Below are 17,738 nucleotides of genomic sequence, written 5' to 3' on the forward strand. Positions count from 1 at the left end.
TCTGGATATGGCCGAACCTCGTTTTATTCATCTTCGCACTCACAGTGACTACTCCATGGTGGATGGATTAGCCAAGGTGGGGCCGTTGGTGAAGTGCGCGGCGTCCCTCGGCATGCCAGCTTTAGCCATTACCGATTTCACCAACCTATGCGGTCTGGTGAAGTTCTACGGCTCGGCGCACGGTGCCGGTATTAAGCCGATCATCGGTGCCGACTTTAACGTTCAAAGTGAAATTCTGGGTGACGAACTGGCGCAGCTCACCGTGCTGGCGATGAATAATCAGGGCTACCAGAATCTGACGCTACTGATCTCCCGCGCTTATCAGCGAGGCTACGGCGCCGCTGGCCCCATCATCGACCGCGACTGGCTGGCCGAGCTGAATGAAGGGCTGATTTTGCTCTCCGGCGCGAAAATGGGCGATGTAGGTAAGTTCCTGTTACGCGGCAATCAGCTGCAGGTCGAGCAGTGTCTGGAGTTCTACCAGCAGTATTTCCCTGATCGATACTACCTAGAGCTGATCCGCACCGGGCGCGCCGAAGAGGAGAACTACCTTCACGCCGCCGTGGCGCTGGCGGCAGAGCGTGATTTGCCCGTGGTGGCCACCAACGATGTGCGTTTTTTGGTGCAGGGCGACTTCGACGCGCATGAAATCCGCGTGGCTATCCACGACGGTTTCACCCTCGATGACCCGAAACGTCCGCGAAATTACACCGCGCAGCAGTACATGCGCAGCGAAGATGAGATGTGCGAGCTGTTCGAAGATATCCCCGAAGCCCTGCTCAACACGGTGGAAATCGCCAAACGCTGTAACGTGACCATTCGCCTCGGCGAATACTTCCTGCCGCAATTCCCGACCGGCGACATGACCACCGAGGACTTTCTGGTGGCGAAATCGAAGGAAGGGCTTGAGGAGCGTCTGGAGTTCTTATTCCCCGATCCTGAAGTAAGAGCGCAGAAACGCCCGGAATACGACGAGCGTCTTGACGTAGAACTTCGGGTTATCAACCAGATGGGCTTCCCCGGCTACTTCTTGATCGTGATGGAATTTATCCAATGGTCGAAAGATAACGACGTGCCGGTAGGACCAGGGCGTGGTTCCGGTGCTGGCTCATTGGTCGCCTACGCCTTAAAAATTACCGATTTGGATCCATTGGAGTTCGACCTGCTGTTCGAACGCTTCTTGAACCCAGAGCGTGTCTCCATGCCCGACTTCGACGTCGACTTTTGCATGGAAAAACGCGACCTGGTTATCGACCACGTGGCCGAAATGTATGGCCGTGAAGCAGTTTCGCAGATCATCACCTTCGGTACCATGGCGGCCAAAGCGGTTATCCGCGACGTGGGCCGCGTGCTCGGCCACCCTTACGGATTCGTCGATCGTATCTCCAAACTGGTGCCACCCGATCCGGGCATGACGCTCGAAAAGGCCTTTGCTGCCGAACCCCAGCTGCCAGAAATTTATCAAGCAGATGAAGAGGTTAAAGCGCTGATCGACATGGCGCGTAAGCTCGAAGGTGTCACCCGTAACGCCGGTAAACATGCCGGGGGCGTGGTGATCGCGCCGACCAAAATTACTGATTTTGCGCCTTTGTACTGCGACGCCGAGGGTAATCATCCGGTCACCCAATTCGACAAAAACGACGTCGAATATGCCGGTCTGGTGAAGTTTGACTTCCTCGGCCTGCGTACGCTGACCATCATCGACTGGGCGCTGGGTATGATTAACGCCCGTCGTGCGAAATCCGGACTCGAACCTATTGATATCGCTGCCATCCCGCTCGAAGATAAGAAAAGCTTCGACATGCTGCAGCGCTCAGAAACCACGGCGGTATTCCAGCTCGAATCCCGTGGTATGAAAGATTTGATTAAACGCCTGAAGCCCGACTGTTTCGAAGATATGATCGCATTAGTGGCCCTGTTTCGTCCGGGGCCGTTGCAGTCAGGCATGGTAGATAACTTTATCGACCGTAAACACGGCCGCGAAGAGCTGTCTTACCCCGACATTCAGTGGCAGCATGAGTCTCTGAAGCCGGTGCTGGAGCCGACCTATGGCATCATCCTGTACCAAGAACAGGTGATGCAGATTGCACAGGTGCTGGCGGGTTACTCGCTGGGCGGTGCGGACATGCTGCGTCGCGCCATGGGTAAAAAGAACCCGGTCGAAATGGCCAAGCAGCGCGGCGGTTTTGAAGATGGTGCAAAATCTCGTGGCATTGACGGCGAACTGGCAGTTAAAATCTTCGACCTGGTAGAGAAGTTTGCGGGTTATGGTTTCAACAAGTCCCACTCCGCAGCTTATGCGCTGGTTTCCTATCAGACCTTATGGCTGAAAGCGCACTATCCGGCGGAGTTCATGGCGGCGGTAATGACTGCCGATATGGACAACACTGAGAAGGTGGTGGGTCTGGTTGACGAATGCTGGCGCATGGGGTTGAAAATCCTGCCACCAGATATCAACAGCGGCTTGTACCATTTCCACGTCAATGACGAAGGTGAGATTGTTTACGGCATTGGCGCGATAAAAGGCGTGGGCGAAGGCCCCATCGAAGCCATTATTGAAGCGCGAAACGAAGGCGGCTATTTCAAAGAGCTGTTTGACCTGTGCGCCCGCGCCGATGTGAAAAAGCTCAATAAACGCATTCTTGAAAAGCTGATCATGTCCGGTGCCTTTGATCGTCTCGGCCCGCACCGCGCCGCGTTGATGAGCTCTTTAGGCGATGCGCTGAAGGCTGCCGATCAGCACGCGAAAGCCGAGGCTATCGGGCAGGTGGACATGTTCGGCGTACTGGCCGAAGCCCCTGAGCAGGTTGAAAAGTCTTATGCCAACGTCACGCCGTGGCCAGAACAGACGGTGCTGGACGGCGAACGCGAAACGCTCGGGCTGTACCTCACCGGTCACCCGATAACGCAATATCTAAAAGAAATTGAGCGTTACGGCGGCGGCCAGCGTCTAAAAGATATGCACCCGACCGACCGGGGCAAAATGACTATCGCAGTGGGCTTGGTTATCGCTGCGAGGGTAATGGTTACCAAACGGGGAAACCGCATTGGTATCTGTACGTTAGACGACCGTTCCGGTCGTCTGGAAGTAATGTTGTTCACCGAAGCGCTAGAAAAATTCCAGCATTTATTGGAAAAAGACCGTATCCTTATCGCCACTGGACAGGTCAGCTTTGATGACTTCAGCGGCGGGCTTAAAATGATGGCCCGCGACGTTATGGACATCAGTGAAGCACGTGAAAAATATGCTCGCGGTCTTGCTATCTCGCTGACTGACAGGCAAATTGATGACCAGCTTTTAAACCGTCTCCGCCAATCGTTGGAACCTCACCGATCGGGGACGATACCAGTACATCTGTACTACCAACGAGAAAATGCGCGTGCCCGGCTACGATTCGGTGCAACGTGGCGTGTAACGCCGACCGATAAACTGTTGCTGGATCTGCGCACGCTTGTAGGTACCGAGCAGGTGGAACTGGAATTTGACTAAAATAGGAATGCTATGAGTCTGAATTTTCTGGATTTTGAACAGCCGATTGCGGAGCTGGAAGCGAAAATTGACTCGCTGACTGCAGTCAGCCGTCAAGACGAAAAATTGGATATTAATCTGGACGAAGAAGTTGAGCGCCTGCGTGAAAAAAGCGTTGAACTGACTCGAAAGATTTTCTCTGATCTGGGTGCCTGGCAGATTGCCCAACTGGCGCGCCACCCGCGTCGCCCTTACACCCTGGATTACATCAAACATATCTTCACCGATTTTGATGAACTGGCCGGTGACCGTGCTTATGCTGACGATAAAGCTATCGTTGGTGGTATCGCGCGTTTAGGTGAGCGTCCTGTGATGATCATTGGTCATCAAAAAGGTCGTGAAACTAAAGAAAAAATCCGCCGTAACTTCGGTATGCCAGCACCAGAAGGCTATCGCAAAGCATTACGTCTGATGGAAATGGCCGAGCGCTTCAAGCTGCCAATCATCACCTTCATCGACACCCCGGGTGCTTACCCTGGCGTGGGCGCAGAAGAGCGTGGTCAGTCCGAAGCTATCGCCCGCAACCTGCGCGAGATGTCCCGTCTGAACGTGCCGGTTATCTGTACCGTTATTGGTGAAGGCGGCTCCGGTGGCGCATTGGCCATTGGCGTCGGCGACAAAGTTAACATGCTGCAATACAGCACCTACTCAGTGATTTCACCGGAAGGCTGTGCGTCTATCCTGTGGAAAAGCGCCGATAAAGCGCCACTGGCTGCGGAAGCAATGGGTATCATTGCGCCACGCCTGAAAGAGCTGAAGCTGATTGACTCTGTTATCCCTGAGCCTCTGGGCGGCGCGCATCGCGACGTTCCTGCCATGGCCGCGTCCCTGCGTGCCCAGCTGGAAGCTGACCTGAGCGATCTGGATGTTCTGAATAATGAAGAACTGCGCAACCGTCGCTACCAGCGTCTGATGACTTACGGTTACTGCTAAGTCATACAGCTCAATTCGTTTTCAAAGGCCGTGCTTGCACGGCCTTTTTCGTTTCTGCCATCCCGCCTCCGCCGCGAACGCCATCATTCTGATTTTTCATTTCTTATTCGCGAAAAGGTACACATGCGAAGTTAACCATGTTTCTATAATTATCTGAGATATAAAAACCAGAAGGATTTGTCAGATGAATATTATCGCCATCCTGCGCCCCGAAGGCGTCTATTACAAAGATGAGCCGATCCGCGAATTGGATCTCGCCCTGACGAACCTGGGCTTCAAAATCATTTATCCACGGGATCCGAGCGATCTCCTTAAACTGATCGAGCACAATGCGCGGATCTGCGGCGCGATTTTCGATTGGGACCAGCATAGCGAAGCGCTCTGCTTAGAAATCAACGGATTAAACGAATACCTGCCGCTGTACGGCTTCATCAATACCCACTCGTCGCTGGATGTCACCGTCAATGACATGCGCATGGTGATCTACTTCTTCGAATATGCCCTGAACGCCGCCGACGACATTGCCAATCGCATCCGTCAATACACTGACGAATATATTGATGCCATCACGCCGCCGCTGACCAAGGCGCTGTTCCGCTATGTCGAAGAGGGGAAATACACCTTCTGTACACCGGGCCATATGGCCGGGACGGCATTTCTGAAAAGCCCGGTGGGCACGCTGTTTTATGACTTCTTTGGGGCGAAAACCCTGAAGGCGGACGTTTCCATCTCAGTGACCGAGCTAGGCTCGCTGCTCGACCACACCGGCCCGCACCTTGAGGCGGAAGAGTACATCGCCCGCACCTTTGGCTCCGAGCAGAGCTACATCGTGACCAACGGCACCTCGACGGCCAATAAAATTGTCGGCATGTACGCCGCCCCGGCGGGAAGCACCGTGCTGATTGATCGCAACTGCCATAAGTCGCTGGCCCATCTGATGATGATGACCAACGTGATCCCGATTTATCTGCGGCCAAATCGTAATGCCTATGGGATCTTGGGCGGCATTCCGCAGCGTGAGTTCACGCGGGAGAACATTGAGCAGAAGGTGGCTGCCACCCAGAACGCCACATGGCCGGTTCACGCGGTGATCACCAATTCGACCTATGACGGTCTGCTTTACAATACTGATTATATTAAAAAAACCTTGGATGTGCCGTCCATTCACTTCGACTCCGCATGGGTGCCTTACACCAATTTTCACCCGATTTACGACGGTAAAAGCGGCATGAGCGGCGAACGCATCGCGGGGAAAGTGATTTATGAAACTCAGTCGACGCACAAACTCTTGGCGGCGTTTTCTCAGGCTTCGATGATCCACATTAAAGGGGATTATGATGAAAACACCTTTAATGAAGCCTACATGATGCACACCACCACCTCGCCGAATTACGGCATTGTGGCCTCGGCAGAAACCGCCGCCGCCATGCTGCGCGGCAATCCGGGACGGCGATTGATCAACCGTTCGGTGGAAAGGGCGCTGCACTTTCGCAAAGAGATCCAGCGCCTGCGCGAAGAAACCGAGGGTTGGTTCTACGATATTTGGCAGCCTGAAGAGATTGATGAGGCCGAGTGCTGGCCGCTCAATCCAGACCAAAACTGGCACGGCTTTGCCAATGCCGACAGCGACCACATGTATCTGGATCCGATTAAGGTGACTATCCTGACGCCGGGGATGGATGAGCAGGGGCAGCTGGCTGAAGAGGGGATCCCGGCCGCGCTGGTGGCTAAGTTCCTCGACGAGCGCGGCGTGGTGGTAGAGAAGACCGGCCCTTATAATCTGCTATTCCTGTTCAGCATTGGCATCGACAAAACCAAGGCGATGAGCCTGATGCGCGGGCTGACGGACTTCAAACGCTCTTACGATCTCAACCTGCGGGTGAAGAATATGCTGCCGGATCTTTATGCTGAGGATCCGGATTTTTACCGCCATATGCGCATTCAGGATCTGGCTCAGGGCATTCATAAAATGATTCGCCACCACGATCTGCCGAGCTTGATGATCAGAGCCTTTGATGTGTTGCCAGAGATGATGCTGACGCCGTATGAGATGTTCCAGCATCAGGTACGCGGCCATATTGAAGAGTGCGAGATAGAAGAGTTGATCGGCAAAGTCTCGGCCAATATGATCTTGCCTTATCCGCCGGGCGTCCCGGTGGTGATGCCCGGCGAGATGATCACCCAGGAGAGCCGCGCGGTGCTGGATTTCCTGATCATGCTCTGCTCGATTGGTGAACATTATCCGGGCTTTGAAACCGATATTCACGGCGCGAAACTGACGGAAGACGGCCGCTATCTGGTGAAAGTGCTGAAGCTGCCGGCGGAATAATTGCCTTGCCTGGCCCTCATTTGAGGGCTTTTATTGACGAAGCAGGGCAGTCTGAGTAACGTGCTCCCAAAATTTTACAGGACAGTTTTATGCTCAACCTACGCCAGATCCACCATATTGCGATCATCGCTTCCGACTACGCGCGCAGCAAAGCCTTCTATTGCGACGTGCTGGGATTCAGCCTGATGTCCGAGGTTTATCGTGAAGAGCGTGATTCATGGAAAGCGGATTTGGCGCTTAACGGCCACTACACCATCGAGCTATTTAGCTTCCCGAACCCGCCGGCGCGCGGCAGCCGCCCCGAATCCTGCGGATTGCGCCATTTAGCCTTCGCGGTGGATGACATTGAGGTGGCGATCGCCGAGCTTAACCGCGCCGGAGTAGAGTGTGAGCCGGTGCGGGTCGATCCTTATACCGATAAGCGATTCACCTTCTTCAGCGATCCAGACGATTTGCCACTGGAGCTTTACGAACTCAGTTGAGTACTCTAATGAACTCTCCCACGCCAAACCCGGTTCTCGCTGAGCTAATCAAGCACATCGGCGGCGAGCGCAGGCTCTGCGTCGCCTTTAGCGGCGGGCTGGACTCATCGGTGCTGCTGGACGCGCTGGTCAAACTGCGCGACAGCCAGTGGCCGGAGATGGCGCTGCGGGCGATTCATGTTCATCATGGCTTAAGCCAGTTTGCCGATAGCTGGGTGAGCCACTGTGAGGCATTTTGCCAGCAGCGGGGCGTGCCGCTGGAGGTCATTCGGGTCAGGGTGGATAGCCAGCAAGACGGCATTGAGGCCGCGGCCCGCAAGGCGCGCTATCAGGCTTTCGCCAGCAGCCTTGCGGGCGATGAATGCCTGCTGACGGCTCAGCATCTAAATGATCAGTGCGAAACCTTTATGCTGGCGTTAAAGCGCGGCAGCGGGCCTGCGGGGTTGTCATCCATGGCGGCGAGCGCGTCCCGGCAGCACTATCGCTTATTGCGGCCCTTGCTCTCACTTTCGCGCCAGCAGCTGGAAGACTTTGCTTCGGCGGCTAATCTCCTTTGGATTGAAGATGACAGCAATGGCGATGCGCGCTTTGACCGCAACTTCCTGCGGCTGGAAGTGCTTCCCGCACTCTATCAGCGCTGGCCGCATTTTCCCGAGGCCGTAGCGCGAAGCGCCGCGCTCTGCGCCGAGCAAGAGTCACTGCTGGATGAACTTTTGGCCGAGTCATTGCAAACTTTGCAGGCCAGCGACGGCAGTTTGCAGATTGAACCCATGCTGGTGATGTCCTCCCCGCGTCGTCAGGCTCTGCTGCGCCGCTGGCTGGCGCAGCTGGGGGCGAAAATGCCGTCACGGGAGCAGCTCCAGCGTATTTGGGATGAGGTGGCAATCTGCCGCGACGACGCCGAGCCGCAGTTTAGGCTCAACACCTCAAGTATCAGGCGTTTTCGCCAGCGGCTCTACTTGCTGCCCGCCTCGCTGCCTTCCCTGCGCGAGGTGGTTGTGCCTTGGAATATCGCCACAGAGCTGAGTCTGCCCGAGGGGCTTGGCTGTTTAACTGTCGAAATGCTTACTGACTCTTCGCTAGAAGGTTTGCGGCTTCCCGCTTCTGACGAAGCCGTCACCATTCGTTTTGCGGCTCAGGGGAGGGTGGAGAAAGTCGGGCGGCAGGGCGGGCGCAGTTTGAAAAAGCTGTGGCCAGAGCTTGGCGTTGCGCCGTGGGAGCGAGAGCGCACCCCGCTGATGTTCTACAATGAGCAGTTGGTGGCAGCGCCGGGCCTGTTTATCACCCAGCAGGGGCGAGCAGAGCAGGGCCAGCAGGCATACCAGGTCGTGTGGCGCAAAGCCGTTGCTGGCCGCTGAAATACAAACGGGCAATCCGAAGATTGCCCGTTAAGCGTTTAACTAGATGATAGTAAACGTTATTCGATGCTAACAGTCACAGTGCCGATTTTTGGATGGCTGAAGCTTTCGATATAATCGAGACGTAAATCGCGTTGCTCACCGGCCACGTCGATAATCAGATATTCTACTTTTTTACGCATCAACAGATCGCGAGCTTTACCTTCAATAGTCTCTCCGCTACGCAACTTCAACGTCAAAACGAGGCTTTCCTGGCAGGCGATCTCGAGATTATCGTAATCATCGCAATTGATGGCTTGGTACTCATCATTCATCGACATAATCGCTCACCAATAAGTTAGCGGCGGCATAGGCCGCCTGTTCCCGGATAGAAGACGGCAGTTCGGCATTCGCCGCGACATCGTCCAATGCTTTCAACACACAGCCCAACGCGTCGGGCACATAGCCAAGGTCGCCACTGGCAATCTCAGCATATTTACGGCGTATAGACTCACAGTACTCTTGCATAGGTCCTCCTTCAAAAGCGTATCACGCTGGGGTATTAACCCTAATGAAAGCCCAGAAAGATAAACTCTCAGTATTAAACGACTATAGCACAGGAGAATGCCAGTTATTAACGAGCAGATGCAGCTTTCTCTTTAGCTGGGAGAGAGTTAATCCAGCGTTAAACTGGTCGCTAAGGCCCGCTTTACAGTACACTGTGCGTCTAATATCAAGGGGTTTTCAATGGCATTAAAAGCGACGATCTACAAAGCGGCGATCAACATTGCAGATATGGACCGCAATTTCTTCTACGATGCCAACCTGACCTTGGCTCAGCATCCCTCCGAAACAGAACAACGCATGATGCTGCGCCTGCTGGCCTGGATTTGCCACGCCGATGAGCGTTTGAGCTTTACCCGTGGCCTGAGCGCCGAAGATGAGCCGGAAATCTGGCGGAAAAACGATCATAACGGCATTGAGCTGTGGGTTGAGCTGGGCCTGCCCGATGAGAAACGCCTGAAGAAAGGCTGCAACCAGTCGCGTGAGGTGGTGCTGTATGTGTATAGCGAGCGCGCGGCAAAAGTCTGGTGGTCGGCGATTGAGAGTAAAATCAGCGGCTTCGGCAATTTAAGCGTGCGCTTCATTGAAGACGAGCTGTTAGCCAAGCTCACCGCCTTTGCCAATCGCAACATGAACTTGCAAGCCACGTTGCAGGACGGAACTATTTGGCTTTCTGACGCTCAGAATAATTTGGAAATACAATTCTCTGAATGGAAAACGCCCGCAGAGTAAGATGTAAGGTAGCAGACGTGCAAATTCTTTCCGGAAAGCTTGAACTCCCAGACAGTGAAATAGAATTAACCGCCATCCGCGCCCAAGGGGCGGGTGGTCAGAATGTGAATAAAACTTCCACCGCCATTCACTTACGCTTTGATATTAAAGCCTCAAGTTTGCCTGATTATTACAAACAGCGGCTTTTGGCCTTTAATCACCACCTAATCACCGCAGAAGGGGTGGTAGTGATTAAAGCGCAGGAGTATCGCAGTCAGGAGATGAATCGCGAAGCCGCGTTGGCTCGTCTCAATAGCCTGATTTCGCAGGCGATGGTGGTTGAAAAGATTAGAAAAGCGACGAAACCCACCAGAGGGTCTAAAATTCGTCGTGTTGAAGGAAAAGTTAAAAAAGGCGCAACCAAAGCATTGCGTGGGAAGATTCGGCAGCCGTGATCGGCTCAACTGTGGAATGGGTCCTTTTTTGCCACAGTGACATGGGATGTAAAGGGAGATAAGGGTGAAGAAATTAATTATTGGCGCAGTACTGGCGCTGGGTTCGTTGTCATTGTTTGGCTGTCATACCTTGGCCAGCAACCACGAACAGCCTTTCGAGGCAATGCAGCAGAGCTTCAGCGGCGTAGTGCCGTGCGCTGACTGTAGCGGAATTAAAACCTCCCTGTTCTTACAACAGGATGGGACGTACATTTTGCAGGAAACTTACCAAGGCGCGCGGGATGGCGATTTGGCCTTGGCCAGCTATGGTAAGTGGGCGCGTACCGCCGACAAGCTGGTGCTGACTGACGGCAAAGGTGAGAAACGCTATTTCCGCCCGCAAGGGGAAAATCTGGAGATGCTGGATATCCACGGCGAGCCGATTGTCTCCCAGTTTAATTATCAGCTGACCCCGACGAAGCAAGACATGCCGAAAACGCCAATGGCGCTGACCGGTATGGTGCAGTTTAGCGAAGATATCGCCACCTTCAGCGATTGCGCGACGGGCAAGGTTTTCCCAGTGTCAAATGACAAAACCTTGGAGCAGGGCTATCTTGCGGCGCGTAAAAAGCCGAATGAGCTGGTGTTTGTTTCAATGGACGGTCACTTCATCGTTGAGCCATCCACTGAGCAAGGCGTGATGCAGAAGTCCGTCGTGGCTGATAACAAAGTTAAATTCGACGCCGGCAAAGGCTGTCCGTAATTTCACTGCTCGGTTCTCACGGTTAAAAGCAAAGCATAAAAAACGCCCGTTTTAGACGGGCGTTTTTATTGCTGCTATAAGCTGGAATTGCGCTAATTAACGCGCGATTTGGCCCAGCAGGTGCTCAACGATGTCGCTTTGCTTAATCATCAGCTTCTCACCGGTACGGCGGTTTTTGTATTCCAACTCTTCCGCATCCAGATTACGATCGCCGATAACCACTTGATAAGGCACGCCAATCAGCTCCATATCAGCAAACATCACGCCCGGACGCTCTTTACGGTCATCCAGAATGACGTCGATGCCTTTGGCACGCAGCGTTTCGTACAGGGTTTCTGCAGCTTCTTTCACGCGGAAAGATTTCTGCATGTTCATTGGCAGGATGGCGACCTGGAAAGGCGCGATAGCGTCTGGCCAGATGATCCCGCGGTCGTCGTGATTCTGCTCGATAGCCGCCGCCACCACGCGAGTCACCCCGATACCGTAACAACCCATGGTCATCACTTGGTTACGGCCGTCTTCGCCCTGCACGGTGGCATTCATCGCCTGAGAATACTTGGTGCCGAGTTGGAAGATGTGACCCACTTCGATCCCGCGTTTAATCAGCAGAGTCCCTTTGCCGTCTGGGCTGATATCGCCTTCAACCACGTTACGGATATCCGCAACCTGTGGCAGCGGCAGATCGCGCTCCCAGTTGATGCCGAACAGGTGCTGACCGTCGATGTTTGCGCCAGCGCTGAAGTCGCTCATCACGGCTACGGTGCGGTCTACCACGATTGGCATTGGCAGATTAACTGGACCTAAAGAGCCTGGGCCAGCACTGACTACTGCGCGGATCTCAGCTTCGGTGGCGAAAGTCAGCGGCGAAGCAACCTGTGGCAGCTTCTCGGCTTTCACTTCATTCAGCTCGTGGTCGCCGCGAACCAGCAGGGCAACCAGCTTGTGGCCGCTCTCTTCGGTGGCGTGAACCATCAGCGTTTTAACGGTTTTCTCAACCGGCAGTTGGAATTGCTCAACCAGCTCGGCGATAGTTTTGGCGTTTGGCGTAGCAACCTGACGCATCTCTTCGGTTGCAGCTGCGCGCGGAGTAGCTGGAGCCACGGCTTCTGCCAGCTCGATGTTAGCCGCGAAGTCAGAGTCTGTAGAGAAGATGATGTCATCTTCGCCGCTTGACGCCAGCACCTGGAACTCGTGAGAGGCGCTACCGCCGATTGATCCGGTATCAGCCTGCACAGCACGGAAATCCAGACCCATACGGCTGAAGATTTTGCTGTAAGCGGCATACATCGCGTCGTAGGTTTCCTGCAAGGATTCCTGCGTGGTGTGGAAGGAGTAAGCATCCTTCATGATGAATTCGCGAGAACGCATCACACCAAAGCGCGGACGAACTTCGTCACGGAATTTGGTCTGGATCTGGAAGAAGTTCAGCGGCACTTGCTTATAAGAGCTGAGCTCGTTACGGATCAAGTCGGTGATGACTTCCTCATGCGTTGGGCCGAGCACGAATGAGCGATCGCCACGATCGACGAAACGCAGCAACTCAGGGCCATACTGCTCCCAGCGACCACTCTCCTGCCACAAGTCTGCGGGCTGAACCACCGGCATTGATACTTCGATGGCGTGTGCGTTATTCATCTCTTCGCGCACGATATTTTCAACTTTACGCAGGACGCGCAGACCGGTCGGCAACCAGGTGTATAAACCTGAAGCCAATTTGCGGATCATCCCGGCGCGCAGCATCAGCTGGTGGCTGATCACTTCGGCGTCGGCTGGCGTCTCTTTTAATGTGGAGAGCAGATATTGAGTTGTACGCATGTTGTGTTGATTCCGTTAGCACTGCTAATTGCAATCGAGCTGCCAGTGGGCAGCCAAAACGTGAAAAAGTGGTTTAGTTTACCAGCGACTGCGGGTTGTCAAAAGAGAAGGGATGGAAATTTAGTTTTTGTCCAGAGACAAGACGTGGTTCACATCGTCAATCACCCGCCAGCGCACGTTAAATTCCAGCAGATGGACGGCGTAATCTCGTTCAACTTCCTCACCTTTACGGTAAGCAGGGCGGGGATCCTGACCTAAAACCTGCGTGATAAAACGGCGCAGGTGAGGGTACTTGACACTATTAAGCAGCAGTTGCTGCTCTGCGCTGGCAGAGAAAGTAACCGGCATAGTGGCGACAGGCGCCGACTGGGCAAAACCGGCGCGTGCTTCAGGATGGCTCTCGGCGAAAGGCAGATAAGGTTTGATGTCGACAATGGGTGTGCCGTCGACCAAGTCCAGACTGCCCAACTCGAGCACTACATTTTGCCCCTGACGGCGAATGCCTTTCAGCTCAACCAGCGACATCCCCAAGGGGTTTGGCCGAAAGGTTGAGCGAGTCGCAAACACGCCGACTCGCGCATTACCCCCCAAACGAGGCGGGCGCACGGTTGGACGCCAGCCGCCTTCCATCGTTTGGTGGAAAATGAACATCACCCAAATATGGCTAAAATCTTCCAGCCCTCTTACGGCTTCAGCCTGATTGTAAGGAGGCAGCAAGTGCAGTTCTCCGCCGCCATCTTCAATCAAGCCAGGCTGACGCGGCACCGCGAATTTCTCTTTATAGGGAGAGTGAATGGTCCCTATTTGGGCGAACGAAAATGATGTCATTTAAAGGTAACGTTTAACGCCGAACCTTGGCAAACAGCTTGCTGGTGGCAACCTGGGACGCCGGTAATAATCTGGCACTGGTGCAGCAATACGGCATTGGCTTTCATATAGGACGCGCGGGTAAGCATGCGCTTACGGGCTGTCGCTAAGCTTGGCGGTGAATCCTGAGTATCGGCCTGACATGATTCGCCAGAGACTTCACCCAGATCGCGGAACGGTGTGCCTACCAAAGCTTCAGCATCTTTATACAGTTTCACTGGTGCAGGGCGAACGGGCGCTGGTTTTGGTTTTACAGGTTTTGGTTCTACCGGAGTTGGCTTTTCAGGCGTGGGTGGCAGCGGTTTGTGAGTCGCAGAACAACCAGCTAGCAAGAGAGCTAACAAACAGAGAGGTAAAGCACGCATGGTATATCCTCTGCTTTGTACTATGTAGTGGGGAATAATGTGGCGTTATTGAAGCAAGGTATTAGGAAAATAACAAGGCGAGCATAAGCCCGCCTTGTTATTTATTTAGAAAAGAGTTTGCCTCATCAGGGGCAATTTAGCCTCTGATGAAACTTACCAACCCTTAACTGCGCCGCCGTTGAAGATTTTATTCGCCGCAGCGTTAACTTCGTCAGACTGGTACGCCTGAACAAATTTCTTAACGTTCTCAGCGTCTTTGTTGTCTTCACGAGAAACGATCAGGTTGACGTATGGAGACTCTTTGTCTTCTACGAAGATGCCGTCTTTCTCAGGGGTCAGACCAATTTGGCTGGCGTAAGTGGTGTTGATCACTGCCAGAGCAATTTTGTCATCATCCAGTGAACGTGGCAGCTGTGGCGCTTCCAACTCAACCAGTTTCAGGTTTTTAGGGTTCTCAGTCACATCAAGAACGGTAGGCAGCAGGCCAACGCCGTCTTTCAGTTTGATCAAACCTTCTTTCTGCAACAGCAGCAGTGAACGGCCAAGGTTAGTTGGGTCATTCGGCAGAGCAATCTGGTCGCCTGCTTTCAGCTCAGAGATAGATTTGATTTTCTTAGAGTAACCGGCAATTGGGTACACGAAGGTATTACCGACTGGCACCAGTTTGTAGCCGCGATCTTTAATCTGCTGATCCAAATAAGGCTTGTGCTGGAAGGCGTTAACGTCGATATCGCCTTTGCTCAATGCTTCGTTCGGCAGAACATAGTCATTGAAAGTTACCAGCTCAACGTCCAGACCATATTTCTCTTTAGCCACTTTCTGTGCGACTTCAGCTACTTGCTGCTCAGAACCCACGATCACACCCACTTTGATATGGTTTGGATCTTGTTCTTTCGGCCCGCATCCTACCAGAGCCAGCGTTCCCAAAAGCGCGCCGACAACTGCAATCGATTTGAATTTTGTAGACATATCCTTTCCTCTATAAGGGAGATAAATTATTCGCAATGTTTTTTAGGTAGAACCGTGCTGCTTTACTTGTGGGTTACCGCTTTCACAATGCGGTCGCCACAAAACTGAATCAGATAAACCAATACGACTAACAAAATCAATACGGTATTCATGACGGTGGCATCATATCCGATGTAACCATACTGATAACCAATCTGGCCCAGACCGCCAGCACCCACTGCGCCACCCATGGCTGAATAACCAACCAGCGTGATGAGCGTGATAGTCGCTGCATTGACTAAGCCCGGCAGTGCTTCTGGCAGCAAGACTTTGCGGATGATTTGCATCGGTGTTGCACCCATAGCGCGAGCCGCTTCCACCAAACCGCTAGGAATTTCCAACAGCGCATTCTCAACCATACGCGCGATAAACGGCGCAGCGCCCACGGTTAAAGGCACGATGGCCGCTTGCAGACCGATTGATGTCCCAACAATCATTCGCGTGAATGGAATCATCCACACTAAGAGAATAATGAAAGGAATCGAACGGAAAATATTCACCACCGCAGACATGACGCGATAGACCTTCTTATTCTCAGCGATTTGACCAGGGCGAGTGACATACAGAAGCACGCCAAAAGGCAAACCAAGTACAAAACCAAAGAAGCCGGAGGTCAGCGTCATTACAACGGTTTCCCAGATGCCTCGGCCCATTAACCACATCATTGCCTCAGACATAACCGAGCACCTCTACTTTCACTTGATTCTGCTGCAAGAACTCAATCGCAGCCTGCGTACTCGCTTCTTCACCGTGCATTTCGGTCAACATGATGCCGAATTTGACGCCACCGGCGTAATCCATCTGAGCGCTAATAATATTGTTGTTAATGTTGAAGCGACGAACCACTTCAGATAATAGCGGAGCATCTACCGACTGGCCGGTAAATTCCAGACGCAATAAAGGAACCAGATCGGCAGCGGGCTGAGCAACCAGCCGATCGGCGTAGTCATCAGGAATATCCAGATGCAGCGTGGATTGAATAAACTGCTGTGCCAGCGGCGTTTTCGGATGAGAGAACATCTCGCTAACTTTATCTTGTTCGATAAGCTGGCCGTTGCTGATCACCGCCACCTGATCACAGATACGTTTTACCACGTCCATCTCATGGGTGATCAACAAGATAGTCAGGCCCAGACGGCGGTTGATGTCTTTCAGCAATTCCAGAATAGAACGCGTGGTTGCCGGGTCCAGCGCGCTGGTGGCTTCATCGCACAACAGCACCTTAGGATTGCTGGCTAAAGCACGTGCGATAGCCACACGCTGTTTCTGGCCGCCAGACAGGTTGGCTGGGTAAGCATCATGCTTATCTTCCAGACCGACCAATTTCAGCAATTCGCTAACGCGCTTTTGAATCTCGCCAGAGGAGAGGTTATCCAGCTCCAACGGCAAAGCCACGTTGCCGAAGACAGTACGAGAAGAGAGCAGGTTAAAGTGCTGAAAAATCATGCCAATCTGCCGGCGAGCGCGAGTCAGCGCTTTCTCAGAAAATGCCATCAGATCTTGGCCATCAACGATAACCTGACCCTTAGTTGGGCGTTCCAGCAAATTAACACAGCGGATTAGGGTGCTTTTCCCTGCACCAGAAGCTCCAATCACGCCGTAAATCTGCCCAGCAGGAACGTGAAGATTCACGTCCGACAGCGCGACGATTGAACGCGTGCCTTGCTGGAACACCTTGGTGATATTAGAAAGTTTAATCATATTCTTCTTATTCTATCTTTTGTGCCGTGACTTTAATGAGTAACTCTCTGGTTAAACCAGAAGTATGCGGTGGATGCTAAGGCGTCTAGACGTCTAAGTCAACCAGCGGAGCACTCTCACTGTGGGCTAAAACATGCGATACTGCACCTATATATGTTGTTATCAGGAGCAAACACGTGGCACAGACAGTCCCAGCAATTTTTTTAGACCGAGATGGCACTATTAATGTCGATCATGGTTACGTTCATGAAATAGACCAATTCCAGTTTATAGACGGTGTAATAGAAGCCTGCCTGCAATTAAAGGAAATGGGGTTTGCTCTAGTGCTGGTAACGAATCAGTCTGGTATTGCCCGTGGCAAATTCACTGAAGCCCAGTTTATGACCCTGACCGAGTGGATGGATTGGTCGCTCGCCGATCGCGGCGTGGATTTGGACGGCATCTATTTCTGTCCTCATCACCCAGAAGGTTCAGTAAAAGAGTTCGCTCAAGTTTGTGATTGCCGCAAGCCGATGCCCGGCATGTTCCTGACCGCCAAAGACGAGTTAAACATCGATATGGCCTCTTCTTATATAGTAGGGGACAAAATCGAAGACCTGCAGGCCGGTATTGCTGCGGGCGTCGGGCATAAAATTTTGGTGAGAAGCGGCAAACCTGTCACGGCTGAGGGCGAAAACTTGGCGGATGCCGTGCTCGATACCCTTGCTGATCTGCCTGTTTTCATCAAAAAAGCTCAGAAATAAGGCTTTGTGAATAAAAAAACGGCAAGCAGAATAAAAGTGATTTTATTTGCTTGCCATTCCATCCCAACTCCCTATAATGCCGCTCCATCGACAGGGAACAACGTGAACAACATCACGAAGTGAACGAGTCGGAAAGATTAAAAACAGCGGCAACCGA

Annotated in this window: 17 protein-coding genes; 9 read left to right on the forward strand and 8 right to left on the reverse strand. The window is 52.9% G+C overall.

The window, feature by feature from the left end; genetic code table 11:
* The first annotated feature begins 7 nt into the window (after positions 1-7).
* The 5 genes from dnaE (at position 8) to tilS (ending at position 8,631) form a co-directional block, all read left to right on the forward strand.
* Positions 8-3,490, forward strand: a complete 3,483-nt coding sequence (gene dnaE, locus ACT3RT_RS19555) for a DNA polymerase III subunit alpha (RefSeq protein ID WP_496203604.1) — start codon at positions 8-10, stop codon at positions 3,488-3,490.
* 12 nt (positions 3,491-3,502) lie between these two features.
* Entirely contained in the window at positions 3,503-4,462 is a 960-nt protein-coding gene (accA, locus tag ACT3RT_RS19560; protein ID WP_100936851.1) for an acetyl-CoA carboxylase carboxyl transferase subunit alpha, read from the forward strand.
* 184 nt (positions 4,463-4,646) lie between these two features.
* Positions 4,647-6,791, forward strand: a complete 2,145-nt coding sequence (locus ACT3RT_RS19565) for a lysine decarboxylase LdcC (protein WP_496203605.1) — start codon at positions 4,647-4,649, stop codon at positions 6,789-6,791.
* An 89-nt stretch (positions 6,792-6,880) separates the two neighbouring features.
* The gene (locus tag ACT3RT_RS19570) at positions 6,881-7,273 is read left to right on the forward strand and encodes a VOC family protein (RefSeq protein ID WP_496200191.1); all 393 of its coding nucleotides are present in this window, start codon (positions 6,881-6,883) and stop codon (positions 7,271-7,273) included.
* A gap of 8 nt (positions 7,274-7,281) precedes the next feature.
* A complete protein-coding gene (tilS, locus tag ACT3RT_RS19575) occupies positions 7,282-8,631 on the forward strand; it encodes a tRNA lysidine(34) synthetase TilS (RefSeq protein ID WP_496203606.1) in 1,350 nt (449 codons plus the stop codon).
* 59 nt (positions 8,632-8,690) lie between these two features.
* Here tilS and rof read toward each other — a convergent pair whose 3' ends face one another.
* Positions 8,691-8,951, reverse strand: coding sequence for a Rho-binding antiterminator (gene rof, locus ACT3RT_RS19580; protein ID WP_034792766.1), 261 nt, complete (start codon positions 8,949-8,951; stop codon positions 8,691-8,693).
* Positions 8,938-9,138, reverse strand: a complete 201-nt coding sequence (locus ACT3RT_RS19585; protein ID WP_034792765.1) for a YaeP family protein — start codon at positions 9,136-9,138, stop codon at positions 8,938-8,940. Before ACT3RT_RS19585 ends, rof begins: the two co-directional genes overlap by 14 nt.
* A 219-nt stretch (positions 9,139-9,357) precedes the next feature.
* Between ACT3RT_RS19585 and ACT3RT_RS19590 the strand changes: the two genes are divergently transcribed.
* The 3 genes from ACT3RT_RS19590 to nlpE all read left to right on the forward strand — a co-directional run bounded on the left by ACT3RT_RS19590 (position 9,358) and on the right by nlpE (position 11,082).
* Complete coding sequence (locus ACT3RT_RS19590; protein WP_496203607.1) at positions 9,358-9,906, forward strand: YaeQ family protein; 549 nt, start codon at positions 9,358-9,360, stop codon at positions 9,904-9,906.
* On the forward strand, positions 9,885-10,340 hold the full coding sequence (gene arfB / locus ACT3RT_RS19595; RefSeq protein ID WP_396131489.1) for an alternative ribosome rescue aminoacyl-tRNA hydrolase ArfB: 456 nt from the start codon (positions 9,885-9,887) through the stop codon (positions 10,338-10,340). The genes ACT3RT_RS19590 and arfB overlap by 22 nt, the downstream gene beginning before the upstream one ends.
* 64 nt (positions 10,341-10,404) lie before the next feature.
* Complete coding sequence (nlpE, locus tag ACT3RT_RS19600; protein WP_396131490.1) at positions 10,405-11,082, forward strand: envelope stress response activation lipoprotein NlpE; 678 nt, start codon at positions 10,405-10,407, stop codon at positions 11,080-11,082.
* Positions 11,083-11,178: 96 nt separating this feature from the next.
* Here nlpE and proS read toward each other — a convergent pair whose 3' ends face one another.
* The 6 genes from proS to metN form a co-directional block, all read right to left on the reverse strand.
* On the reverse strand, positions 11,179-12,897 hold the full coding sequence (gene proS, locus ACT3RT_RS19605; RefSeq protein ID WP_496203608.1) for a proline--tRNA ligase: 1,719 nt from the start codon (positions 12,895-12,897) through the stop codon (positions 11,179-11,181).
* A gap of 120 nt (positions 12,898-13,017) precedes the next feature.
* The gene (tsaA, locus tag ACT3RT_RS19610) at positions 13,018-13,725 is read right to left on the reverse strand and encodes a tRNA (N6-threonylcarbamoyladenosine(37)-N6)-methyltransferase TrmO (RefSeq protein WP_353503227.1); all 708 of its coding nucleotides are present in this window, start codon (positions 13,723-13,725) and stop codon (positions 13,018-13,020) included.
* Positions 13,722-14,129, reverse strand: coding sequence for an envelope stress sensor lipoprotein RcsF (gene rcsF, locus ACT3RT_RS19615; RefSeq protein WP_353503226.1), 408 nt, complete (start codon positions 14,127-14,129; stop codon positions 13,722-13,724). The genes tsaA and rcsF overlap by 4 nt, the downstream gene beginning before the upstream one ends.
* Before the next feature lie 153 nt (positions 14,130-14,282).
* On the reverse strand, positions 14,283-15,098 hold the full coding sequence (locus ACT3RT_RS19620; RefSeq protein ID WP_034792756.1) for a MetQ/NlpA family lipoprotein: 816 nt from the start codon (positions 15,096-15,098) through the stop codon (positions 14,283-14,285).
* Positions 15,099-15,160: 62 nt separating this feature from the next.
* On the reverse strand, positions 15,161-15,814 hold the full coding sequence (locus ACT3RT_RS19625) for a methionine ABC transporter permease MetI (RefSeq protein WP_034792754.1): 654 nt from the start codon (positions 15,812-15,814) through the stop codon (positions 15,161-15,163).
* Positions 15,807-16,838, reverse strand: a complete 1,032-nt coding sequence (gene metN / locus ACT3RT_RS19630) for a methionine ABC transporter ATP-binding protein MetN (RefSeq protein ID WP_034792752.1) — start codon at positions 16,836-16,838, stop codon at positions 15,807-15,809. The genes ACT3RT_RS19625 and metN overlap by 8 nt, the downstream gene beginning before the upstream one ends.
* 176 nt (positions 16,839-17,014) lie before the next feature.
* Between metN and gmhB the strand changes: the two genes are divergently transcribed.
* On the forward strand, positions 17,015-17,581 hold the full coding sequence (gene gmhB / locus ACT3RT_RS19635; protein ID WP_353503225.1) for a D-glycero-beta-D-manno-heptose 1,7-bisphosphate 7-phosphatase: 567 nt from the start codon (positions 17,015-17,017) through the stop codon (positions 17,579-17,581).
* Positions 17,582-17,738: the final 157 nt, after the last annotated feature.

It is taken from the genome of Ewingella sp. AOP9-I1-14, assembly GCF_052375995.1.
Classification (GTDB): domain Bacteria; phylum Pseudomonadota; class Gammaproteobacteria; order Enterobacterales; family Enterobacteriaceae; genus Ewingella; species Ewingella allii.

Bases quoted from the DNA above. Each gene is read 5' to 3' on its own strand.
- ACT3RT_RS19625 (WP_034792754.1), bottom strand. From the start codon at position 15,814: ATGTCTGAGGCAATGATGTGGTTAATGGGCCGAGGCATCTGGGAAACC.
- ACT3RT_RS19620 (WP_034792756.1), bottom strand. From the start codon at position 15,098: ATGTCTACAAAATTCAAATCGATTGCAGTTGTCGGCGCGCTTTTGGGA.
- tilS (WP_496203606.1), top strand. From the start codon at position 7,282: ATGAACTCTCCCACGCCAAACCCGGTTCTCGCTGAGCTAATCAAGCAC.
- rcsF (WP_353503226.1), bottom strand. From the start codon at position 14,129: ATGCGTGCTTTACCTCTCTGTTTGTTAGCTCTCTTGCTAGCTGGTTGT.
- ACT3RT_RS19565 (WP_496203605.1), top strand. From the start codon at position 4,647: ATGAATATTATCGCCATCCTGCGCCCCGAAGGCGTCTATTACAAAGAT.
- dnaE (WP_496203604.1), top strand. From the start codon at position 8: ATGGCCGAACCTCGTTTTATTCATCTTCGCACTCACAGTGACTACTCC.
- arfB (WP_396131489.1), top strand. From the start codon at position 9,885: ATGGAAAACGCCCGCAGAGTAAGATGTAAGGTAGCAGACGTGCAAATT.
- ACT3RT_RS19590 (WP_496203607.1), top strand. From the start codon at position 9,358: ATGGCATTAAAAGCGACGATCTACAAAGCGGCGATCAACATTGCAGAT.
- proS (WP_496203608.1), bottom strand. From the start codon at position 12,897: ATGCGTACAACTCAATATCTGCTCTCCACATTAAAAGAGACGCCAGCC.
- accA (WP_100936851.1), top strand. From the start codon at position 3,503: ATGAGTCTGAATTTTCTGGATTTTGAACAGCCGATTGCGGAGCTGGAA.
- ACT3RT_RS19585 (WP_034792765.1), bottom strand. From the start codon at position 9,138: ATGCAAGAGTACTGTGAGTCTATACGCCGTAAATATGCTGAGATTGCC.
- tsaA (WP_353503227.1), bottom strand. From the start codon at position 13,725: ATGACATCATTTTCGTTCGCCCAAATAGGGACCATTCACTCTCCCTAT.
- rof (WP_034792766.1), bottom strand. From the start codon at position 8,951: ATGTCGATGAATGATGAGTACCAAGCCATCAATTGCGATGATTACGAT.
- ACT3RT_RS19570 (WP_496200191.1), top strand. From the start codon at position 6,881: ATGCTCAACCTACGCCAGATCCACCATATTGCGATCATCGCTTCCGAC.
- metN (WP_034792752.1), bottom strand. From the start codon at position 16,838: ATGATTAAACTTTCTAATATCACCAAGGTGTTCCAGCAAGGCACGCGT.